The organism is Promicromonospora sp. NPDC052451 (assembly GCF_044547525.1).
In the GTDB taxonomy this organism is placed as follows: Bacteria; Actinomycetota; Actinomycetes; order Actinomycetales; family Cellulomonadaceae; genus Promicromonospora.
Genome location: NZ_JBIUAP010000004.1, coordinates 106061 through 125381, shown reverse-complemented (window position 1 = coordinate 125381; position 19321 = coordinate 106061). Strand labels below are relative to the sequence as shown.

18 protein-coding genes are annotated in these 19321 nt (G+C 72.3%); 10 read left to right on the top strand and 8 right to left on the bottom strand.

The window, feature by feature from the left end; all coding sequences use genetic code 11:
• Nucleotides 1-34 precede the first annotated feature (34 nt).
• The 3 genes from pdxS to ACIG47_RS08540 all read left to right on the top strand — a co-directional run bounded on the left by pdxS (nucleotide 35) and on the right by ACIG47_RS08540 (nucleotide 3378).
• Complete coding sequence (gene pdxS, locus ACIG47_RS08550; RefSeq protein ID WP_397413543.1) at nucleotides 35-949, top strand: pyridoxal 5'-phosphate synthase lyase subunit PdxS; 915 nt, start codon at nucleotides 35-37, stop codon at nucleotides 947-949.
• 204 nt (nucleotides 950-1153) lie between these two features.
• Nucleotides 1154-2347: an ATP-binding protein gene (locus ACIG47_RS08545; RefSeq protein WP_397430443.1), complete on the top strand. Its 1194-nt coding sequence runs from the start codon at nucleotides 1154-1156 to the stop codon at nucleotides 2345-2347.
• A complete protein-coding gene (locus ACIG47_RS08540) occupies nucleotides 2317-3378 on the top strand; it encodes a ParA family protein (RefSeq protein ID WP_397430442.1) in 1062 nt (353 codons plus the stop codon). The genes ACIG47_RS08545 and ACIG47_RS08540 overlap by 31 nt, the downstream gene beginning before the upstream one ends.
• A gap of 722 nt (nucleotides 3379-4100) precedes the next feature.
• Here ACIG47_RS08540 and ACIG47_RS08535 read toward each other — a convergent pair.
• The 3 genes from ACIG47_RS08535 to ACIG47_RS08525 all read right to left on the bottom strand — a co-directional run bounded on the left by ACIG47_RS08535 (nucleotide 4101) and on the right by ACIG47_RS08525 (nucleotide 7981).
• Nucleotides 4101-5600, bottom strand: a complete 1500-nt coding sequence (locus ACIG47_RS08535; RefSeq protein WP_397430441.1) for an SDR family NAD(P)-dependent oxidoreductase — start codon at nucleotides 5598-5600, stop codon at nucleotides 4101-4103.
• Between the two features lie 72 nt (nucleotides 5601-5672).
• Nucleotides 5673-6905: a hypothetical protein gene (locus tag ACIG47_RS08530; RefSeq protein WP_397430440.1), complete on the bottom strand. Its 1233-nt coding sequence runs from the start codon at nucleotides 6903-6905 to the stop codon at nucleotides 5673-5675.
• Nucleotides 6902-7981 (bottom strand): HesA/MoeB/ThiF family protein, encoded by a 1080-nt coding sequence (locus tag ACIG47_RS08525; RefSeq protein WP_397430439.1) that lies wholly within the window; start codon nucleotides 7979-7981, stop codon nucleotides 6902-6904. The genes ACIG47_RS08530 and ACIG47_RS08525 overlap by 4 nt, the downstream gene beginning before the upstream one ends.
• Nucleotides 7982-8356: 375 nt before the next feature.
• Between ACIG47_RS08525 and ACIG47_RS08520 the strand changes: the two genes are divergently transcribed.
• Nucleotides 8357-8485, top strand: coding sequence for a hypothetical protein (locus ACIG47_RS08520; protein WP_397430438.1), 129 nt, complete (start codon nucleotides 8357-8359; stop codon nucleotides 8483-8485).
• Nucleotides 8486-8529: 44 nt separating this feature from the next.
• Here the strand turns inward: ACIG47_RS08520 and ACIG47_RS08515 are convergent, their stop codons facing one another.
• The 3 genes from ACIG47_RS08515 to ACIG47_RS08505 form a co-directional block, all read right to left on the bottom strand.
• Nucleotides 8530-9915, bottom strand: a complete 1386-nt coding sequence (locus ACIG47_RS08515) for a helix-turn-helix domain-containing protein (protein WP_397430437.1) — start codon at nucleotides 9913-9915, stop codon at nucleotides 8530-8532.
• Nucleotides 9916-10011: 96 nt separating this feature from the next.
• Nucleotides 10012-10710 carry a hypothetical protein gene (locus tag ACIG47_RS08510; RefSeq protein WP_397430436.1) on the bottom strand — a complete coding sequence of 233 codons (699 nt, stop codon included), beginning with the start codon at nucleotides 10708-10710 and terminating at the stop codon, nucleotides 10012-10014.
• Nucleotides 10707-11561, bottom strand: a complete 855-nt coding sequence (locus tag ACIG47_RS08505; RefSeq protein ID WP_397430435.1) for a hypothetical protein — start codon at nucleotides 11559-11561, stop codon at nucleotides 10707-10709. Before ACIG47_RS08505 ends, ACIG47_RS08510 begins: the two co-directional genes overlap by 4 nt.
• Nucleotides 11562-11604: 43 nt before the next feature.
• On the opposite strand from ACIG47_RS08505, the gene hrpB reads away from it, so the two are divergent.
• Nucleotides 11605-14136 (top strand): ATP-dependent helicase HrpB, encoded by a 2532-nt coding sequence (gene hrpB, locus ACIG47_RS08500; protein WP_397430434.1) that lies wholly within the window; start codon nucleotides 11605-11607, stop codon nucleotides 14134-14136.
• A gap of 72 nt (nucleotides 14137-14208) precedes the next feature.
• Here the strand turns inward: hrpB and ACIG47_RS08495 are convergent, their stop codons facing one another.
• Both ACIG47_RS08495 and ACIG47_RS08490 read right to left on the bottom strand, forming a co-directional pair.
• Nucleotides 14209-15123, bottom strand: coding sequence for an NADP-dependent oxidoreductase (locus ACIG47_RS08495; RefSeq protein ID WP_397430433.1), 915 nt, complete (start codon nucleotides 15121-15123; stop codon nucleotides 14209-14211).
• 79 nt (nucleotides 15124-15202) lie between these two features.
• Nucleotides 15203-16105 (bottom strand): sigma-70 family RNA polymerase sigma factor, encoded by a 903-nt coding sequence (locus ACIG47_RS08490; RefSeq protein ID WP_397430432.1) that lies wholly within the window; start codon nucleotides 16103-16105, stop codon nucleotides 15203-15205.
• Nucleotides 16106-16148: 43 nt separating this feature from the next.
• Between ACIG47_RS08490 and ACIG47_RS08485 the strand changes: the two genes are divergently transcribed.
• The 5 genes from ACIG47_RS08485 to ACIG47_RS08465 all read left to right on the top strand — a co-directional run bounded on the left by ACIG47_RS08485 (nucleotide 16149) and on the right by ACIG47_RS08465 (nucleotide 19305).
• A complete protein-coding gene (locus ACIG47_RS08485; RefSeq protein WP_397430431.1) occupies nucleotides 16149-16691 on the top strand; it encodes an NUDIX hydrolase in 543 nt (180 codons plus the stop codon).
• A gap of 260 nt (nucleotides 16692-16951) precedes the next feature.
• Entirely contained in the window at nucleotides 16952-17488 is a 537-nt protein-coding gene (locus tag ACIG47_RS08480; protein WP_397413529.1) for an alternate-type signal peptide domain-containing protein, read from the top strand.
• Between the two features lie 17 nt (nucleotides 17489-17505).
• The gene (locus ACIG47_RS08475) at nucleotides 17506-18156 is read left to right on the top strand and encodes a signal peptidase I (protein ID WP_397430430.1); all 651 of its coding nucleotides are present in this window, start codon (nucleotides 17506-17508) and stop codon (nucleotides 18154-18156) included.
• Nucleotides 18153-18806, top strand: coding sequence for a hypothetical protein (locus tag ACIG47_RS08470; RefSeq protein WP_397430429.1), 654 nt, complete (start codon nucleotides 18153-18155; stop codon nucleotides 18804-18806). The genes ACIG47_RS08475 and ACIG47_RS08470 overlap by 4 nt, the downstream gene beginning before the upstream one ends.
• On the top strand, nucleotides 18799-19305 hold the full coding sequence (locus ACIG47_RS08465) for a hypothetical protein (protein ID WP_397430428.1): 507 nt from the start codon (nucleotides 18799-18801) through the stop codon (nucleotides 19303-19305). Before ACIG47_RS08470 ends, ACIG47_RS08465 begins: the two co-directional genes overlap by 8 nt.
• The last annotated feature ends 16 nt before the right edge of the window (nucleotides 19306-19321 follow it).

The window sequence follows — 19321 nt, the reverse complement described above, 5'->3', positions numbered from 1 at the left end:
TCGATCCCACCGGCGAGAACTATGCGAGGTAACCGTGACTGAATCCGTGACCGGCGAGAACACCGTGGGCACGGTCGGCACCGCGCGCGTGAAGCGCGGCATGGCCGAGATGCTCAAGGGCGGCGTGATCATGGACGTCGTCACGCCCGACCAGGCGAAGATCGCCGAGGACGCGGGCGCGGTGGCCGTCATGGCGCTGGAGCGGGTGCCCGCGGACATCCGCGCGCAGGGCGGCGTGTCGCGCATGAGCGACCCCGACATGATCGACGGCATCATCGAGGCCGTCTCGATCCCCGTGATGGCGAAGGCGCGCATCGGGCACTTCGTCGAGGCCCAGGTGCTGCAGTCGCTCGGCGTCGACTACATCGACGAGTCCGAGGTGCTGACGCCCGCGGACTACGCCAACCACATCGACAAGTGGGGCTTCACCGTGCCCTTCGTGTGCGGTGCGACCAACCTCGGCGAGGCGCTGCGCCGCATCACCGAGGGTGCGGCGATGATCCGCTCCAAGGGTGAGGCCGGCACGGGCGACGTCTCGAACGCGACCACGCACATGCGTCAGATCCGGCAGGAGATCCGCCGGCTGACCTCGCTGCCCGAGGACGAGCTGTTCGTCGCCGCCAAGGAGCTGCAGGCGCCGTACGAGCTGGTCAAGGAGGTCGCGACCACCGGCAAGCTGCCGGTCGTGCTGTTCACCGCGGGCGGCATCGCCACCCCGGCGGACGCCGCGATGATGATGCAGCTCGGCGCCGAGGGCGTGTTCGTCGGCTCGGGCATCTTCAAGTCGGGCAACCCGGCGCAGCGTGCCAAGGCGATCGTCCAGGCGACGACGTTCTTCGACGACGCCGACGTGATCGCCAAGGTCTCGCGCGGGCTGGGCGAGGCGATGGTGGGCATCAACGTCGAGGAGGAGCCGGCGCCGGTGCGGCTGGCCGAGCGCGGCTGGTGAGCTGAACCTTCCTCGGAGGGGCCCCGCGGACGTCGTGTCCGCGGGGCCTCTTCGTAGGGTCTGCGGCGCTCGCATCGCGCAGCAGCGGCGGAGCACTTCAGTCTGTGGGTTTTCCGGGATGCTCGCGATCGAGTCGGCGTCAGTACAGCCAGCCGCGGCGGGTGCCCAGGCGTTCTGTCCGGCCCGTAGGGAACAATGGCGCTCGTGAGCGATGATCTGGCCGAGACACTCGGTACAACTGAAACACCATGGCTTGAGTTCAAGGACTACGACAACGTCCGCAACCGCATGACTGACCTGGCCAAGCAGGTCTGCGCCATGGCGAATGACCTTGTCGGCCATGGCAGCGGTGACATCCTCATCGGTGTCCGGGACGACGGCACCGTCGGTGGACCCGTTGATACAAGCGACGCGACGCTCCTGGCTCTGACAGACCTCCGTGACAACGGCAAAATCCTTGATCGTCCCTCGCTCACAGTGCAGGTCGGCGCGTTCCAGGGGCGGCAAGTGATTCACCTGCACGTCGAGGCTTGCGCCACGCCACCGGTCCGCTACGACGGTCGGTGCTGGGTGCGGCCTGGACCAAGCGTTCGGGAAGCGACTCGCGACGATGAGCGGGTACTTGCCGAACGTCGCCGGGCTGGCGACGGCCCATTCGACACGAGACCAGCGCCGGGCGCGACCCTGGACGACCTAGATCTAGACCTATTCCGGACGTCGTTCCTCCCGGCCATGGTCGATCCAGAGGTGATCGCGGAGAACGGGCGGCCCATCGGGCTCCAGCTTGCCTCATTGCGGGTTGCTCAGGGCATCGACATGCCAGTACCGACCATGTTGGGACTTCTAGTTGTGGGCTTGGACCCGTCGGCGTGGATCCCTGGTGCGTACGTGCAGTTTGTTCGCTACCGCGGGACGGACCTTACGGCGCCCATCGCCGATGAGCGTGAGTTGCGTGGGAATCTCATCGATGTCGCAGGTGGCCTGTCGCCTCTTGTCCAGGGTCATCTTAGGTCACGTGTGGTGAGCGCAGGTGGATTCCGGGAGCAGTCTGTCCCCGACTATCCATTAGAAGCGCTGCGCGAGATCTGCTTTAATGCAATCATGCATCGAAACTATGAGACATCCAACGCTCCTGTGCGGATCTTGTGGTTCGATGACCGGATCGAGGTTAGCAATCCAGGAGGCCCGTACGGTCAGGTGCGGAGTGACAATTTCGATCGGGTCACGGATTATCGAAACCCATCTCTGGCTGCGTCGCTTAAAGCGCTTGGCTATGTGAACCGCTTTGGTCGTGGAATTGGTCGTGTGCTGGGAACGCTGAAGGCCAACGGCAACCCTGAAGCGGAGTTCGACGTCGATGATTCGTCGTGGACTGTAACGGTGAGGCGGATTCTGTGATTACTATAGCGTTGTTCAACAACAAAGGAGGAGTGGGCAAGACAACGCTGGCTTACCATCTGGCTCACATGTTCAGTCGGATGGGGGTTAATGTTCTCGCCGCCGATCTCGACCCGCAATCGAATCTGACGTCGATGTTCCTTGACGAGGCTGAACTTGAAGAATTATGGGGGGAGCCGTCGGGGCTGATCGATCAGGGTGCGGCTCCGCAGGCGCTTATCTCGTCCAGGGTCGTTGCGGCTCAGACAGTGGCGGACGCTGTGCGACCGATCCTCGAAGGGCTTGGTGATGTCGAGGAGATCCTTCCGACCCGGATCGACACGGGATTATGGCTGCTGCCTGGGAACATTGAGCTTAGCCGATTCGAGGATCATCTTTCGAGGGCCTGGCCTTCCTCTTTCGCGGGCGATCCTGCGGCGATTCGGACCACGACGGCGTTCTATCGTGTTGTCGAACTTGCCGCCCAACATGCGGGTGCCGACGTGGTGGTAATCGATGTGGGGCCAAACCTTGGGGCAATCAATCGAGCGGCGCTGCTCGGCGCGGACCACGTTCTGATGCCCCTCGCCGCTGACTTGTTCTCCCTCAAGGGTCTTTCTAACCTTGGTCCGGTGTTAAGGCGTTGGAGGAGCGATTGGCAGGAGGTGGTCCGGCCCCGGATTCCGGAGGTGATCTCAGCTCCGGCAGGAACGATGGCTCCGCTCGGCTACGTAATTATGCAGCCGGAAATGCGCCTCGATCGACCGGTGAAAGCGTATGCGCGCTGGTTGGAGCGGATCCCATGGGTCTTTAGCACTGCGGTACTCGGCGTTGAGTCGCATTCGGGTGACCGTCCCCATGAAATTGCCACACTCCGAAATTACCGCAGCCTCATGCCTTTATCGCATGACGCACGCAAGCCCATGTTTGACCTTAAGGCTGCCGATGGTGCCCTTGGTAGCACCCAGGCTTACGTGAAAACGTGCTTTCACGAGTTCCGTTCTCTTGCCGAGAAGATTTTGGCGGCCACTGGGATCCCGCACGATCGGTAGCGAACCTTTTGGCCTCTCCTGGGCGTCGCGTTCAAGAGACGCATCGTGGGCATTGGCATCAACGTCGACAAGGTCCCCGGGCTGGCGCGCGTCTACTTCCCGTGCCAGCCCGGGAGCAGGCCCCCGCCATGAGCGAGGTGCATCGCCGCGACCGCAATGTGGGTCTGCTGATGTTCGGTCTGCTGATCCTCTCGCCGGAGTGATTCCGCCCGGGCCTGGCGGCGGCGTTCACTTTGCTGCGGGGCCCAGGTCGTCCTACTGTTGACCTGCGCAATTGTGTGCGCGGCGTGCCGAAGTCCGTCGCCCTGGTGTGAGCCACCTGCTTGGCGACGAGCAGGTGCAGCTCCTGGACCTGGTCCACCGTGACGGAATTGTCGAACGGTCGGTCACCACGCCGGGTGTCACGCCCAGACTGCACGACGTGCCGGACGCCGTCTTGAGCAGCAACCGCTCTTACAGCGGCGGTGAGGAGTTCGCCAACGACCCTGCAGGCCCTCGGCTGTGCGGTCGTCGTCGGCGAGACGAGGGTCGGCGGGGCATCTGCGGGGGCGTTCCAGCTCACCGCCCACCTGCAGTTCCACGTGCCGATCGTGCGATCGCTGCACGCCGTCACCGGCACCAACTGGGGGGTCGGGTCGTTTTCGATCACGCATGTCCCGCCGGTCAGGCGGTCGAGGTTGCATTCCTGCTGTGATCCCGCCTCCGCTGCCCGGTGCGGACAGCTACCAGGGTGACGGCTCGTAGTCCTTGAGGAAGCAGCCGTACAGGTCGGTCCCGGCCTCGCCCTGGACGATCGGGTCGTAGACGCGGGCGGCGCCGTCGACCAGGTCGAGGGGAGCGTGCCAGCCCTCTGCGGCGAGCCGCAGCTTCTCGTGATGCGGGCGCTCGTCCGTGATCCACCCGGTGTCCACGGCGGTCATCAGGACCCGGTCCTTCTCGAACATCTCCCCGGCGGACGTCCGGGTCAGCATGTTGAGGGCGGCCTTGGCCATGTTGGTGTGCGGGTGCCCCGCGCCCTTGTACCGGCGGGAGAACTGCCCCTCCATCGCCGAGACGTTGACGACGTACCCGCGGCGGGCCTTGGCCGTCGCGGCCCGCATCGCCGGCCGCAGCCGGGAGATGAGCAGGAACGGCGCGATCGCGTTGCAGAGCTGGACCTCCAGGAGCTCCAGCGGGTCGACCTCGTCCACGACCTGGGTCCACGAGTTGTTCTCCTGGACGTCGGGGAGCAGCCCGCCGGCGTCGACCGCTGTACCGGCCAGGTGGGCGTCGAGGGAGGCCGAGCCTGCTCGGAGCGCCAGCGCCGTCAGGGATGCCGCGGTGTGCGTCGCGACGGCGTCGTCCTGCGACTCGCCCTCGTGGTGGGCGACCGACAGGGCGGCGAGCGCGCCCGCGATCGCGGCGGGGTGCGCCTGCGACACGTGGTCGAACGTGACCATCTCCGGCGGTTCGAGCCCGAAGGGGAGCGGGGCGACCGGCGCGGACTCACCCGCGACGAGCTGCGAGTAGGCCCCCGGGGACCGCCGCACCGTCTGGCACGCGTTGTTGATCAGGATGTCGAGCGGACCCGCCGCGGCCACGTCGTCGGCCAGGGCGATCACCTGGGTGGGGTCGCGCAGGTCGATGCCGACGATCTTGAGGCGGTGCAGCCAGTCGGCGGCGTCGGGCATCGCCGAGAAGCGGCGCACCGCGTCCTTCGGGAAGCGGGTGGTGACGGTGAGGTGGGCGCCGTCGCGCAGCAGGCGCAGCGCGATGTACATGCCGATCTTGGCCCGGCCGCCGGTGAGCAGCGCGCGCCGGCCGGTCAGGTCCGTGCGCTGGTCGCGCCGCACGTGGCTCTTCGCAGCACAGTCCGGGCACAGCCAGTGGTAGAACGAGTCGACCAGCGTGTAGTCCGTCTTGCAGATGTAGCAGCCGCGGGCGGTACGCAGCTCCCCGGCGAACGCCCCGGGCGCGGAGGAGACCAGCGGGATGCCGGCGGTCTCGTCGTCGATCCGCGCCGGCGAACCGGTCGCCGTCTTCTCGATGATGCTCCGGTCGTGTGCCTGGATCTCCTCGCGGACCGCGGCCTTGCGCGACTTCTTGAGCAGCTTCCACATGTAGCCGGTCGCCTGCTTGACCGTCTGGACGTCGGGATGGTCGGGTGCGAGGTCGTGGAGCCTGCCCAGCACCCGGAGGGTGGTGGCAAGCTCGTCCGGATCGATCCCCGTGTTGGTCGGCACCGCCGTAGGGTAACCGGCTCCTGGGCCGGGACCCGGCTTCTCCCGGCCGCCGCATGTGGACTGTCTGGAATGTCACGCGGCGCGCTGGGCCGTCGCCGCGTGTCCGGCGCCCTTCCGCGTTCGCAGCGCCCGGACCCCCGCCTTCGCCGCGACGACCGCCGTCAGCACGAGGGGCCCGAACAGCGCGACCGCGGAGGCGGCGGTCCACCAGAACCGCCCGGTCGCCGGGGACGTCGCCAGCCCCGCCGCGGTCCAGGCGGCCGCCTCGCCGACCCACGGCAGCAGGTACCAGACCAGGTAGCCGGCGGCGAACACCGGACCGATCAGCCACACGTGCACGAACCACCGGCTCACCCGGCGGTCCGCCGGGGAGGCGTCGTCGAGGGCACGCTGTTCCGAGCTGCTGATCAGGCGGAACATCGCCTTGGCGCGCAGCTGGGTCGTCTCCCACAGGTTGGTGCATCCCGTGGCGGTCACCAGCACGGCGTACAGGTCGGACCGCAGGAAGACCATGGCCTGCCACATCAGCGTCGACAGGTTGAGCAGCACGAGCAGCCGCAGGAACGGCGCGTCCCGCCACAGCACCTCGGCGAGCAGGGTCCCGGCCAGCAGCACGCTCTGGACGGCCATCCCGGCCAGCTGGGGCCCGTAGCGCCGGCGCCGGGCCACGCTCCAGATCTGCGTCAGGTCCGTCTCGAACACGAGGAGCACCCCGTACCGCACGTCGATCCCGAACCTCGACTGCAGGCCCAGTGCCCGCGTCGCGAGCCAGTGCCAGTACTCGTGCAGGGCCGTGATCGACCAGCCCACGGGCAGGACGATGAGCGCGCTGATCCCGAAGTCCGACACGATGATCGCATCCGTCGAGTGGGGGAGCAGGTCCGGTCGCGCGACGAGGGTGATCAGGGCGAACAGCGCGGCGACGGCGTAGACGGTCCAGGCGGTCCGGCCGAAGAACCATCGGGCCACCCGCGCGTCCACCCCGGCGAACCAGGTGCGCTGCTGGACGGGCGCCGTCGGCGCGGGACCGGCGCCACCGGACGCTCCGTCGTGGGCGACGAACCCGAGCTCGTCGAGCGTGTCGACGAAGGACGCGACGTCCACGGCCTCCCCGGCGAACGCCTCGGCCTCCGCCGTGGCCTCGGCGACGGTCCGCCCGGCGAGCAGGGACCGGACCACGACGCCACCCACGGCGGGGACGTTGATGTAGCTCCCGGCGGACGGGTCGCCGATGATGCACTCCTCGCCGTCGTCGGTGACGGTGAGGTCGCGCAGGGCCACGGTGGTGGTGCCGACGTCGCTCACGAGGCGCCTGCCATCGCACGGGGGGTGCGGGCGCAGGCGGGGCAGCCGGGGTCGCGGGCCCACTCCGTGCGGGTCTGGCGGCAGCCGTCGGCGGTGTCGAGGATCACGGACGCGCCCGCCGCGTACGGCGGGGCGAACCCGGTGAGATAGCGCAGCGCCTCGAAGGCCACGAGCGAACCGACCAGCGCGGCCGCCGGGCCGATGCCCCGGTTGACGCGGTCCAGGCCGCTGCTCAGCCGGCGGACGACGCCCCGGTCCGATGCGGCCCGGCTGCACCGGTAGCACGCGGTCCTGCCGGGGTCGACCGAGAAGTAGATCACCATGGTGCCGAACATGCCGCCGCGGATCCACGGGACGCCGGCCGTCACGCAGGCCTCGTTCACCCAGAGGTCGATGTCGTTCGGCTGGTCGACGCCCGAGACCACGAGGTCGGCGTCGGTCAGCAGGTCGCTGACGTCGTCGGGCCCGCCCACCCAGCGGCTCACCGTGCGTACGTCGATGTCGGAGCTGAAGGCCCGGGCCCACTGCGCGGCGCGCTCCACCTTCGGGGTGCCGACCTGATCCTCGCGGTAGACGAACTGGCGCGCGAAGTTCGCGGGCTCCACCAGGTCGTTGTCCAGCAGCGTGAGGCGGCCGACGCCGAGCCCGCACAGCGACTGCAGCACGTTCGACCCGAGGCCGCCGACGCCGAGCTGCACCACGTGCGCGTCGGCCAGGCGGCTGCGGAAGTCCTCCGCCGTGACGTCGAGGCTGCTGAACAGGTCGAAGTACGCGAGGTTGCTGTAGTCCCGGTGCTTTCTGGGCCGCCGGTCGATCGACGTCTCGGACCGTTCCAGCACCCTCAGCCCGTCCAGGGCCTCGATCGCCGTCCGGACCGTGGCGACGTCGGTGTCGTGCCCGGAGGCGCGCAGCCGGGCGGTGAGCGCGGCGGCGTCCTCCGCACCTTCGCGGAGGGCAGCCAGGAGGGCTGCGACGTCCCCGGTCGGGTCGTCGAGCTCGATGGTCCGGCTCTGGTCCGCCATGAGGGTCAAGACCTCGCCGGACCGTTCCCACCGGCAGTTCTTCAGCGCGATCATCGAGGACTCCCTGTCGTCGTGTACGGAGTGGGTGTGCCGAGGGCCGGCCCCGTCGCACGGGAGGCGTGCGGGGCCGGCCCCTGGTGCGGGAGTGCTGCTCAGCTGTCGCCGGGCGGGTCCGGGTACTGGGTCGCCTTCACCGGCTCGACCTTACGAACGACGATCGTCATGACTGGCCTCCCTCCTGGGTGTTCGGACTGGGCCATCTAAGGCAGTGCGCGGTGACCAGGACCAGGAAGTTGCTCCGGCAATTCGACCGGCAGCAGCGCAGGCAACGTCCGTTGCCCGGCAAGACTTCCTGGGCGGCGCCGTGCACGCCGTGGCAGCGTTCCTGCGTCACCCACGGTGAGGGTGCGGACGAGTGAGGAGAAGCCCATGACGACGGTGAAGCGATTCCTGGTGGTCGCCACGACGATGCTGATGGTCGTGGCCGGCGGACTGTCGCTGGCGGCGCCGGCGAGCGCCCAGTGCCAGAAGGGGGAGTGGTGCGTCGGCGCTCCGTGACCGCCGCGCCTGCCACGCCCGGTCGCCCGGCTCGCGGCGTCCGATCAGCCGCGAGCCGAGCGAGTGGCCCAGTGCTCCAGGATCCCGCGCAGGGCCGCCCGCCGGATGGGTTCGGGGTCGTGGTCGATGCCGGTCTCCCGCGCGAACTCCCACAGCAGCGCGTGCAGCTCGTACCGGCCCGGCGACGGTTCCTCGATCAGGTGCGCCGAGGCCAGCTCGGCCAGGATGGTGTCCGTGGTCCGCAGCGGCAGGTCCCAGAGCGCCGCGACGGCGTCCCGGGACAAGCGGGTGCGTGGCGGGACCCCCAGCAGCCGGAAGTACCGTGCCGCCTCGTCCGAGAGCTGCCGGTACGACGCCGTGAAGGCTTCGCGCAGGTCGCACTCGGCGTCGTCCGCGGTGCGGAAGGCGTCGAGCGGTGCCGGTTCGGCCAGCCAGGCCGCCAGCGCCTCGGGCGCCTGCGCGGTGGTCCGGCGGACCAGGTGGTCGCAGGCGATGCGCAGCGCCAGCGGAAGCCCGGAGCAGCGCTGCACGATCGCGTCGACCGCCCCCGGCGCCGCACGCAGACGCTCGTCCCCCAGGAGCGTGCGGACCAGCCGGGCGGCGGCCCCCTCGGGCATCGGGGGCACGCCGACGTGCCGGGCCTCGTCACGGATGCTGAGCCCGCGCAGCTGGTGGCGGCTGGCCACGACCGTCGTGCAGGCGCCCGGGCCGGGTAGCAGGGGCCGGACCTGCTGGGCGGATGCGGCGTCGTCGAGGACGACGAGCACGCGCCGCGCGGCCAGCACCTGACGCAGCAGCGCCGTGCGGGCGACGGACGATGACGGGACGTCGGCGTCCGGGATCCCGAGGTCGGTCAGGAGCTGGCGTGCGAGGTCCTCGGCCGACGGCGGCCGCCCGGTGGAGCCACGTAGGTCGGCGTACAGCTGACCGTCGGGGAACGCGTCGTGCCGGGCATGGGCCCAGGCCAGGACGAGGGCGGTCTTGCCGACGCCGGCCGGGCCGTCGAGCACGACGCAACGGTGCCCGCCGCCGGGGCCGGTCAGCACGGTGTCCAGCGCCGAGAGCTCTTCTGACCGCCCGGAGAACGTCGACGGCGGGGAGGGCAGCTGGGTGGGCGCCGCACCGGCCGGCCCGAGGGGTTCCGGGGCGGGCACCCGGACGGCCGGCTCGGCCCGGGCCCGCTCCGGGGCCGGCTGCGCCCACCGTCGACGGTAGAAGTCGAGCAGCTCCCCGACCCGGGCGTCGTCGAGACCGAGGCCCGCCCCGATCGCGCGCAGGGTGCTCACCCGTGGCCGTCCGACGGCGCTGCGCTCGATGTTGCTGACCGAACGCACGGCCAGGCCGGCCCGCTCGGCGAGCTCCTCCTGGGTCAGGCCCGCGCGGCGGCGGAGCTGTGCGAGCAGGTCGTGCTCCGAGCTGTGCACTGTCATGCGGCTCCCGAGGGACGTGAACGACGTGGCCTTCCGCGCCCATCCTGAGCGCTCGGTGCCCGGCCGTCGTGCAGGTTCCTGCAACCTGGCCCCGGATCAGGCCGTCGGGACGATCCCCGTCCGGCCCTCCCAGGTGCCGTGCTCCGCGAGCGGACGGAAGCGGTACGTCGCGAACTCGTGGTGGAAGTCGCGCCGCCGGCGTTCGGCCATGGCGTCGGCGTGCCGCCGGGCCGCGGGGAGGTCGGAGCGGCCGTGCACCATCGCCTCCATCGCGCGCACGGTGCGCCACACGGAGAACGTGGCGATGGTGCGCGGCGGCCGGAAGGCGGCCAGGGCGAGCGTGGTACCGGGGTGGTCGCGCACCTGACGCTCGACGGGCTTGCCCCACCGCAGGAACCGGGGCACCTCGGGCAGCCGCATCCGCGCGACGGTCACCGCGACCACGGGTTCGTCCTGGTCCCAGGTGCCCGACCGGGCGGGCAGGCCGGGCAGCGCTGCCAGGTGGGACCAGCGGCGCAGGTACTCCAGTCGGACGTGCCAGCCGGTCGCCAGGTGGCGGCCCAGGGCGTCGTCGGACAGGAAACGGTCCACGGCGTCCTCGTCGCGCCACTGTGCGAAGACGGCGATCCGCCGCAGCTGCAGCCGGTCCGCGGAGACCGTGGGCGCGCCCAGGCGCATGAGGGCCAGGCACTCGGCGTGGTCCAGTCCCGGCGTCGTGGTGCCCGACGGCGGTCGCACGAGCGCGCGTGCCGTCACGGCCGCGGGCAGCTCGGCGAGGTGGAAGGTGTGCATCATCGCTCGCGCTCCATCTTGTAGTGCAGCCGCATCATCCAGGTGCGCCACATCCGCAGCTCGTGGTCCGTGCGGAGCACACCGTACGGGTCGCGGTACAGGCGGAAGGTCTCGTGCAGGGGGATGCGTGCCGCGAAGTCCCGGCCGCCGTCGCGGACGGTGACGTACGCGCCGTCCTGCCCGAACCGGCCCGGGGGCGACTCCAGGATGAGCCCGCCCTCGTCGGTGACGGCCGGGCGCAGGAAGACCTGCACGTTGCCGGACTCGAGCGGGAACGCGACGTGGACGCTCGGCCCGGCAGCGCCGGGGAGCCGGCGCGCCGAGTAGCAGCCGCTGAACACGTAGCGGCCCGACGGCCGCAGCGTGCGGAGCCACGCGGCCCCGACCTGCGCGCCGTGCCGGTCGCGGATCACGCGCACCCTGCTGTCCATGCCGTGTGCCACGTCGAGCGGGCGCATCGGGAGGGAGAGCTGCTCGACCCGGCGGCCGAAGAACCGCGCGACCAGCTCGCCGGCCGGCCAGAACAGCGGGGACCAGCCGGACCACACCTCCATGCGCCAGGCGGCGGTGTGCTCGTAGAAGTCGCGGATCCGGGGGTCGAGCCCTGCGGCGTCGAAGCCTGGCCCGTCGAGGACCGCCATCGTCGGCAGGAGGCCGGGGGCGGGGACCGCCGCGGTCGCGTCGTCGTCGACCGTGCCGCCGTGGTGCGTGGCCTCGGCGGCGAGCCAGCCGTCCGCGACCGTGGCGGACCGGCTCGTCGGGGCGCGCAACCAGGAGTGGTCGCCCGCTAGGTCGACCGGCCTGCCGGTCAGCCGCCAGAACTTCCGGGACCCGAGGTCCAGCAGGTGGTTCACGAGGACGCATTCTCGCAGGGGCTTCGTCGGTTACGGTCGGGGCGTGCTGCTCCCTGACTCGTCGGTGCCCGGGGCGGACCTGCCGGTCCGGGCGGTCCTGTCCGCCACGGTCGACGCCGTGCGGTCGCGCGGCGCCGCGGTGCTAGTCGCGCCGCCCGGGTCGGGCAAGACCTCGCTGCTGCCGCTCGCGCTGGCGGACGCCCTCGGTGGCACGGTCGTCGTGGCCGAACCGCGCAGGATGGCGACCCGAGCGGCCGCCGCCCGGCTCGCGGACCTCGTCGGCGAACCGCTCGGGCAGCGGATCGGCCACGCGATGCGCGGCGAGCGCAGCGGCGGCACGGGGCTGCGCGTCGAGGTGGTGACCACGGGCCTCCTGGTCCGGCGCCTGCAGCAGGACCCGGAGCTGCCGGGTGTCTCCGCGATCGTGATCGACGAGTGCCACGAGCGGCACCTCGACGCCGATCTGCTGCTGGCGCTCGCCCTCGACGTCCGGACGAACCTCCGGGACGACCTGGCGATCGTCGCGACCTCCGCCACGGCGGACACGGTGCGGCTGAGCCGTGCGCTGGGTGCGGAGGAGCCGGCGCCCGTGGTCACCGCGTCCGCCGCGCTGTTCGACGTGGCCGTCGAGTGGGCCCCGCCGCCGGTCACCACCCCGCTGCTCCCCGGCGGGCGGGTCGACCCTCGCCTGCTGGACCACGTCGCCGCCGTCGTCCGGCGGGCGCTGGCCGAGAACGAGGGCGACGTGCTCGTGTTCGTACCGGGGGAGGCCGAGATCCACGGGGTGACGCGCCGGCTGGCCGACCAGAACGTGCTGCCCCTGTTCGGCCGCCAGTCCCGCGCCGAGCAGGACCGGGCGCTCGCGCCGTCCGCCGTGCGCCGGATCGTGGTGACGACGTCGGTCGCGGAGAGCTCGCTGACCGTGCCCGGGGTCCGGGTCGTGGTCGACTCGGGTCTGGCCCGGGAGCCGCGCACCGACCAGTCCCGTGGCCTCGGTGCGCTGGTCACCTGCCGGGTCTCGCGGTCCTCGGCCGAGCAGCGGGCGGGTCGTGCCGGGCGTGAGGCGCCCGGGCGGGTCTACCGGTGCTGGTCCGCGACGGATCATGCCCGGCTCGACGACCATCCGGCGCCGGAGATCGCGATCGCGGACCTGGCGTCCTTCGCTCTCGACCTCGCGGCCTGGGGTGCGCCCGGGGGCGCCGGCCTGACGCTGCTCGACCCGCCGCCGCCGGCGGCGATGACCGCGGCCGGTGAGCTGCTGCGCCGCATCGACGCCGTGGACGAGGAGGGCCGGATCACCGGGCGGGGCCGGCGGATGGCGGCGGTGGGGGCGCACCCCCGGCTGGCCCGCGCGCTGCTGGACGGGGCAGCGCGGGTCGGTGCCGACCGGGCGCGCGAGGTCGTCGCGCTGCTCTCGGACGACTCCGGCCGGGGCTCCGGCGACGACCTGCCCGCTCGGTGGCGGGCCCTGCGTCGCGGCGACGACCGTGCGGCCACGGCGCGGTGGCGGGAGGAGGTGAGGCGGCTCGGCCGGGGTACGCCGGGTGGCTCCCCGGTGGGCGGCGAGGCGGGGTCCGGCCGCGAGGAGCATCGCGTCCCGGACGATCTCGCGGCCGGGATCGTGGTGGGCCTGGCGTACCCGGACCGGATCGCGCGCGCCCGGGGGAGCGACTCGGCCACCTACCAGATGTCGGGCGGCACGGGCGCCGCGCTGGACCCGCAGTCGCCGCTGCGGACCACGCCCTGGCTGGCGATCGCGGTCGCGGACCGGGCGCCGGGCCGCGCCGACGCCCGGATCCGCGCCGCGGCGCCGATCGACGAGGCCACGGCGCGGGACGTCGCCGCCGAGCTGGTCTCGAGGGCCGACCAGGTCCGCTGGGCCGACGGGCGGATCGTGACGCGGCGGGTCGAGACGCTCGGGGCGATCGTCCTCAACGACGCACCGCTGGCGCAGCCGGACCCGCTGCAGGTGCAGGCGGCCGTCCGTGACGGTATCCGGCGCAGCGGCCTGTCCGTGCTGCGCTGGTCGGAGGCCGCGGTCGCGCTGCGCGACCGGCTGGCGTTCTGCCACGCGCACCTCGGCGCCCCGTGGCCGGCCGTCGACGACGACGCGCTGCTGGCCGGCCTCGACGACTGGCTGGGTACCGAGCTCGCGTCGGTGCGGGCCGCGCGCGACCTGTCCCGCATCGACGTCACCTCGGCCCTGCGGCGCCTGCTGCCCTGGCCCGAGGCCGTCCGGCTCGACGAGCTCGCGCCCGAACGGCTCCGGGTCCCGTCCGGCTCCGAGGTGCGGCTCGCGTACGACGGCGCCGGGCCGCCGGTCCTCGCCGTGAAGCTGCAGGAGGTGTTCGGCTGGACCGTCACCCCGGCCGTCGCGGACGGCCGCGTCCCGGTGGTGCTGCACCTGCTGTCGCCCGCGCAGCGCCCGGTGGCGATCACGAGCGACCTCGCGTCGTTCTGGAAGCAGGGCTATCCGCAGGTCCGGGCCGACATGCGGGCTCGTTACCCGCGGCATCCGTGGCCGGAGGATCCGCTGACGGCGGTGCCGACGAGGAGGGCGAAGCCGCGGCGGTGAGCCGGGTGCCTGCAGTGGCCGGCGGGAGCACCGGGGGCGAGCGCCCCCGGCGTCCTGCCGGGCGGGAGGCCCTTACGCGATGGTGATGATCGTCTTGCCCGCGACTCGCGCCGTCGGGTTCAGTGCCTCGACCGCCTCGGCGAGCGGCCGCACGGCCGCGACGTTCGTCCGCAGGCGCCCGTCGCGGACCCGGCGGACGATCTCGACGAGCTGGGCGCGGTCGACCTCGACGACGAAGAACACGGACCGCCCGCCCTCCGGCTGCCGGGCGGGCGGCTCGGCGATCGACACGAGGGTGCCACCCGGCCGGACGAGGTCGATGGACCGGTCGGCGATCTCGCCGCCGATGACGTCGAGGACGAGGTCGACGTGCCCCACGGCGGCGAGGTCGTCGGTGCCGAGGTCCACGAAGTCGTGCGCGCCGAAGTCGGTCGCCGTTGCCCGGTCGGCCGTGCGTCCGGTCCCGATCACGTACGCGCCCGTCTCGCGGGCGAGCTGGGTGACGACCGACCCGACGCCGCCGGCGGCGCCGTGCACGAGCACGGTCTGCCCCGCCTCGAGCCGTCCGTGGTCGAACAGGGCCTGCCACGCGGTGAGCCCGGAGATCGGCAGGCTCGCGCCGGTGACGAAGTCCACGTCGGCCGGCAGCGGTGCGAGGTTGCGGGCCTCGACCGCCACGTACTCGGCGAGCGTGCCGTCGCGCGTCCAGTCCGCGAGGCCGAGCACGCGCTGTCCCACGCTGATCCCGGTGGTCCCGTACCCGAGCCCGGTGACCACGCCGGCGAGCTCGTGGCCCGGGATGCTCGGCGTGCGGTCGTGGCCGGCGCGGTCGGTCCACGTGGCCGGCCAGGTCAGCTCGCCCGGCGTGAAGCCGGAGGCGTGCACGCGCACGACGACGTCGTTCTCCGCCGCGCTCGGTTCCGGCTGGTCCGTGAGCCGCATCCCGGCGGTGCCGGCGTCCCGGTCGGTGACGGTGATGGCTTTCATCTGATGTTCTCCCGTTCGGTCGTCTCGTCCTGTGGGCGAGGTGTGCTTCACCGGGTAGACGAGATGCGGGGCCCTGGCGTCAGGTTCCGGTGGAGTCCCGCCAGAGCGTGAGCTTGTGCGGGTTCCACTGGATCAGCACGTCGACCACGGCACCGTCACGGACGACGAGCTCCAGCACGCCGCTGACCGAACCATCGTGCTCGAAGGTCAGGACCGGGCCGGCGTCCGTCGTCCGGCTCACGAGCCGCACGGGGCTCTGCCGCGCGAGCACGCCCACGACGAAGCGCGCCACCTTGTCCGGGCCGTGCACGGGGTTGAGGGCGGCCCGGACGATCCCGCCGCCGTCGGACCGCAGGGTGACGCCCGGGTGCAGGAGCCGCACGAGCGTCGCGACGTCGCCGGTGTTGGCCGCATGTCGGAACGCCGCCGTCAGCGGGGCGCTCGCCTCGCCGGCCGACGGCTCCGGCCCGTGCGCGGCCACGCGGGCACGCGCGGACGACGCGAGCTGCCGCACGGCGCCCGGGGAACGGTCCAGGATGTCCGCGACGTCGGCCACCGGGTAGTCGAACACGTCCCGGAGCACGAAGGCGACACGTTCGGCCGGCGTCATGCTCTCCATCACGCTCAGCAGCGCCATGCCCACCGACTCGGCCGCCAGGGCCCGCTCCGCAGGGTCGCCGCCGGACGGTGCCGGCCCCTGGAACCGGCCGCCGGGGACGGGTTCGGGGAGCCAGGGGCCGGTGTAGAGCTCGTGGCGCCGACGCGCGCTCTTCAGCACGTCCAGGCACACGCGGCTCGTCGTCCGGGCGAACCAGCCGACCGTGTTGCCGACGTCCGCCCGGGCGCCCTCGTCCAGCCGGTACCAGCGCACGAACGCCTCCTGGACGGCGTCCTCGGCGTCCGCGACCGTGCCGAGCATCCGGTAGGCGAGCCCCACCAGACGGTCACGATCCAGGCCCGTGACCGGCCACACCTGCGTCATGCGCCCATCATGACCCCGGACCGCTGCGGTTATCCTGGCCCGCATGTCCCTCACCTCCGCGCTCGGCGACGACTGGGTCCCGGCGCCGGACGGCGTCCGCGAGCGCTCCGCGGCCCGCGTCATCCTCGTCGACGGCGCCGGCCGGGTGCTCGTGGTGCGCGGCCACGACGTGAACCAGCCGGAACGGTCCTGGTGGTTCACGGTGGGCGGCGGCATCGACGCGGGAGAGACTCCCGTGCAGGCGGCGCTGCGCGAGACCCGTGAGGAGGCAGGCGTCGTGCTGGCCGCCGAGGACCTGGTGGGCCCGGTGCTGACCCGGACGGGCATCTTCGACTTCTTCGCGGAGACCTGCCGTCAGCACGAGGTGTTCTACCTGGCCCGGGTGGCGGACGCCGTCGCGGTGTCGACCGACGGCTGGACGGCGGCCGAGCAGGAGCTGCTGGACGAGATGGCCTGGCTCACCCCCGCGGAGCTGCGGGAGCAGCCGCTGGAGGTCTTCCCGCCGGAGCTGCCCGACGTCGTCGACCACCTGCTGGCCGGCTGGGACGGCGAGGTGCGGCACCTGGGCGTGCAGCTCGACGACTGAGCGCCCCCGGTGTGCGCGAGCGTGCTTGGAATGGTGTTCGGCGCATTTTCTCTGTGATTTATCATGCATTGTTGGAGCGTCTTATATGCCGATGCATGGGCGTCCGAACTGCACAAATGCAACGCCTGCCGTGCAATCCGGACGCCGAAGAAAAGTACTGCGGGTGAAAACCAGGAATGCGCGCTGATATGCCGCGCGCATCGCAATGAAGCCTGTTTAGCGTGGTGGCGCAGGGGCACCCACCACGGAAGGTTCCAGTCATGGAGAGACTCACCAAGGCCGCGCTCGCGACGGGTGGCGCCGCCGCACTGCTGCTCGGTGGTGCCGGCACCCTCGCGTTCTGGACGGACGACGGCCTCGCGACCGGCACGGACGTCACCTCGGGCACCCTGACCATGACCGACGGTGCGTGCGGCGACTGGACGCTCGACGGCGGCGGTGCCGTCACCGAGGGCATCGTGCCGGGCGACACCGTGACCACCGACTGCGCCCTGACCGTGGGTGGCACGGGTGACCACCTCGCGCTGGGTGACATCACGGTGACCGCCCCCACCTGGGCGGAGGACAACGCGCTGACCGCCGTGCTGGACGTCGCCGTCTCCGGGGCCACGCTGGACGGTGCCCCCGTCACCCTTCCGCTGGCCGAGCCGGTACCCGTCGAGGCGGCCTCCGACCTCGTGGTCACGGTCGCGGCCACCTTCCCGGACGACGCCGGCAACGAGACCCAGGCGCTCACCGCAGCCCTGGAGGACGTCACGGTCCAGGTGACACAGGCCCACCTCGTCCCCGCACCCTGACCGGTGGTGCCGAGACCGTGCGGACAGCAGCTCGTCTGACGGGGCGTGCGCTCGCGGCCGTGGTCGTGGTCGTGGCGGGCGCCGCGCTCGTGCTGGGGGTGATCGTGCCCCGGGCGGCCGGCGCCACCCCCTTCGTGGTGCTCACCGACTCCATGGAGCCCACGCTCCCCGTCGGCACCCTGGTCGTGTCGCGCCCGGTCGACGCCGGGCGGATCGGCACCGGCACCGTCATCACCTACCAGCTCCGGTCGGGTCGGGAACGGATGGTGACGCACCGCGTCGTCGGCGTCGGTTCGACGGTCGGTGGCGAGCGCACCTACGTCACTCAGGGCGACGCGAACGATGTGCCCGACGTGGTGCCCGTCCGGGACGTCCAGGTGCGTGGCGCGGTCTGGTACCACGTGCCCTACCTCGGGTACGTGGCCGGGGTGTTCACCGGGCAGCGTGCGGCGGTCGGTGCCGTCGTGGCCGTGCTGCTGCTCGGCTACGCGGGGTGGCAGGTGTTCCGTGCCGTGCGCGAACGGTCCGCGCGGGTGCCCGTAGGCCCCGCCGCCGTCGGCCCTGGGGTGGCCGACGGCGGCGGTCCCCGCGAGGGGCCGGGGCGTTCCGAGGAGGGGCCGGTGGTGCGCGAGCACACCGCCGCGGGCGGGGCCGGGGGAGAGCCATGAGGTGGGCGGCGTCGGTGCTCGTCGCCGGGCTCGTGGCCGGGTCGGCCCTCGGGGGACCGGCCGGGTCGGCGTCCGCGGTGCCGGACGGCGATGCGGAGCGGCTGTTCCTGAGCGTGGACGGGAACACCTGGGCGCCCGTCGTCACGGCGCCGCTGCTCGATCCCGGCCTGGTGTGGGTGCCGGGCGACGTCGCGACCGGCACGCTGTACGCCCGCAACGGGTCCGGCGAGGCCGCGGACGTGGCGGTGACGGTACGCCTGGACGGTGGGCCGGCCGGCGCGGGCCTGCCCCTGGCGGACGCGCTCGACGTGCGCACGCGCCTGGGGGACGGCGCGTGGACGGACGGCCCGGTCTCGGCGGTCACGAGCCTCGCACCTGGCGAGGAGCTGCCGATCGGGATCGAGGTGGGGTTCGATCCCGCGGCCGGCAGCTCGACACAGGACCGGACGGTGCACCTCGACCTCGTCGTGACACTCTGGGGCGTCGGGCCGGGCGCGGGCGACGGCGGTGCGGGCGGTGGCGCCGTGCCCGGGGCGGGCGGCCCGGGGACGCTGCCGCGGACGGGCGCGAACCTGCTGTTGCCGACCCTGCTGGCGGCCGCCGCGGTCGTCCTGGGTGTGCTGCTGCGCAGGGGAGCGCGCCGTGGGTGACCGGGGCGGGGCTGTACCCCGCGCGCTGTCGCGGCGACGGCGCATCACGGTGGCCGTGCTCGTGGCCCTGGCGCTGTGCACGGGCACAGGGGTCGCGTGGGGAGCCTGGGCGGCCGGGGGCACCACCACGGGCCCGGCGGACGCCGTCACGGCCTGGACCCTGCCGGCCACCGCGACCACCTGCACCGACACCGACGGGCAGGTCTTCGAGACGGCAGCGGTCACCTGGCCGGAGACCAGTACCCCGCATGCCCTCGACTACACGGCCACGATCAACGACGTGGCGGCGCCGGTGACGGACGACGGCGCCACCCGCACCGTGGTGATCGACCAGGCCGTGCTGCAGCAGCTCTTCGGCGGGCTGTTCGGCGGCACGCTGACGGTCCGCGTGACCGCATCGCTGCCCGGCACGTCGTGGACCGCGCCGGTGGCCACCGAGACGGTCCAGGCGGGGGTGATCGTGGTACCGCCCGGGCTGACGCTGGAGTGCACCTCCTGAACGCCGGGAGCCCTGC

Excerpts from the sequence above, each read along its gene's own strand:
- ACIG47_RS08515 (WP_397430437.1), bottom strand. The coding sequence starts at position 9,915 with ATGACAGTGCACAGCTCGGAGCACGACCTGCTCGCACAGCTCCGCCGC.
- ACIG47_RS08490 (WP_397430432.1), bottom strand. The coding sequence starts at position 16,105 with ATGACGCAGGTGTGGCCGGTCACGGGCCTGGATCGTGACCGTCTGGTG.
- ACIG47_RS08495 (WP_397430433.1), bottom strand. The coding sequence starts at position 15,123 with ATGAAAGCCATCACCGTCACCGACCGGGACGCCGGCACCGCCGGGATG.
- ACIG47_RS08520 (WP_397430438.1), top strand. The coding sequence starts at position 8,357 with ATGACGACGGTGAAGCGATTCCTGGTGGTCGCCACGACGATGCTGATG.
- ACIG47_RS08470 (WP_397430429.1), top strand. The coding sequence starts at position 18,153 with ATGAGGTGGGCGGCGTCGGTGCTCGTCGCCGGGCTCGTGGCCGGGTCG.
- ACIG47_RS08485 (WP_397430431.1), top strand. The coding sequence starts at position 16,149 with ATGTCCCTCACCTCCGCGCTCGGCGACGACTGGGTCCCGGCGCCGGAC.
- ACIG47_RS08480 (WP_397413529.1), top strand. The coding sequence starts at position 16,952 with ATGGAGAGACTCACCAAGGCCGCGCTCGCGACGGGTGGCGCCGCCGCA.
- ACIG47_RS08525 (WP_397430439.1), bottom strand. The coding sequence starts at position 7,981 with ATGATCGCGCTGAAGAACTGCCGGTGGGAACGGTCCGGCGAGGTCTTG.
- ACIG47_RS08510 (WP_397430436.1), bottom strand. The coding sequence starts at position 10,710 with ATGATGCACACCTTCCACCTCGCCGAGCTGCCCGCGGCCGTGACGGCA.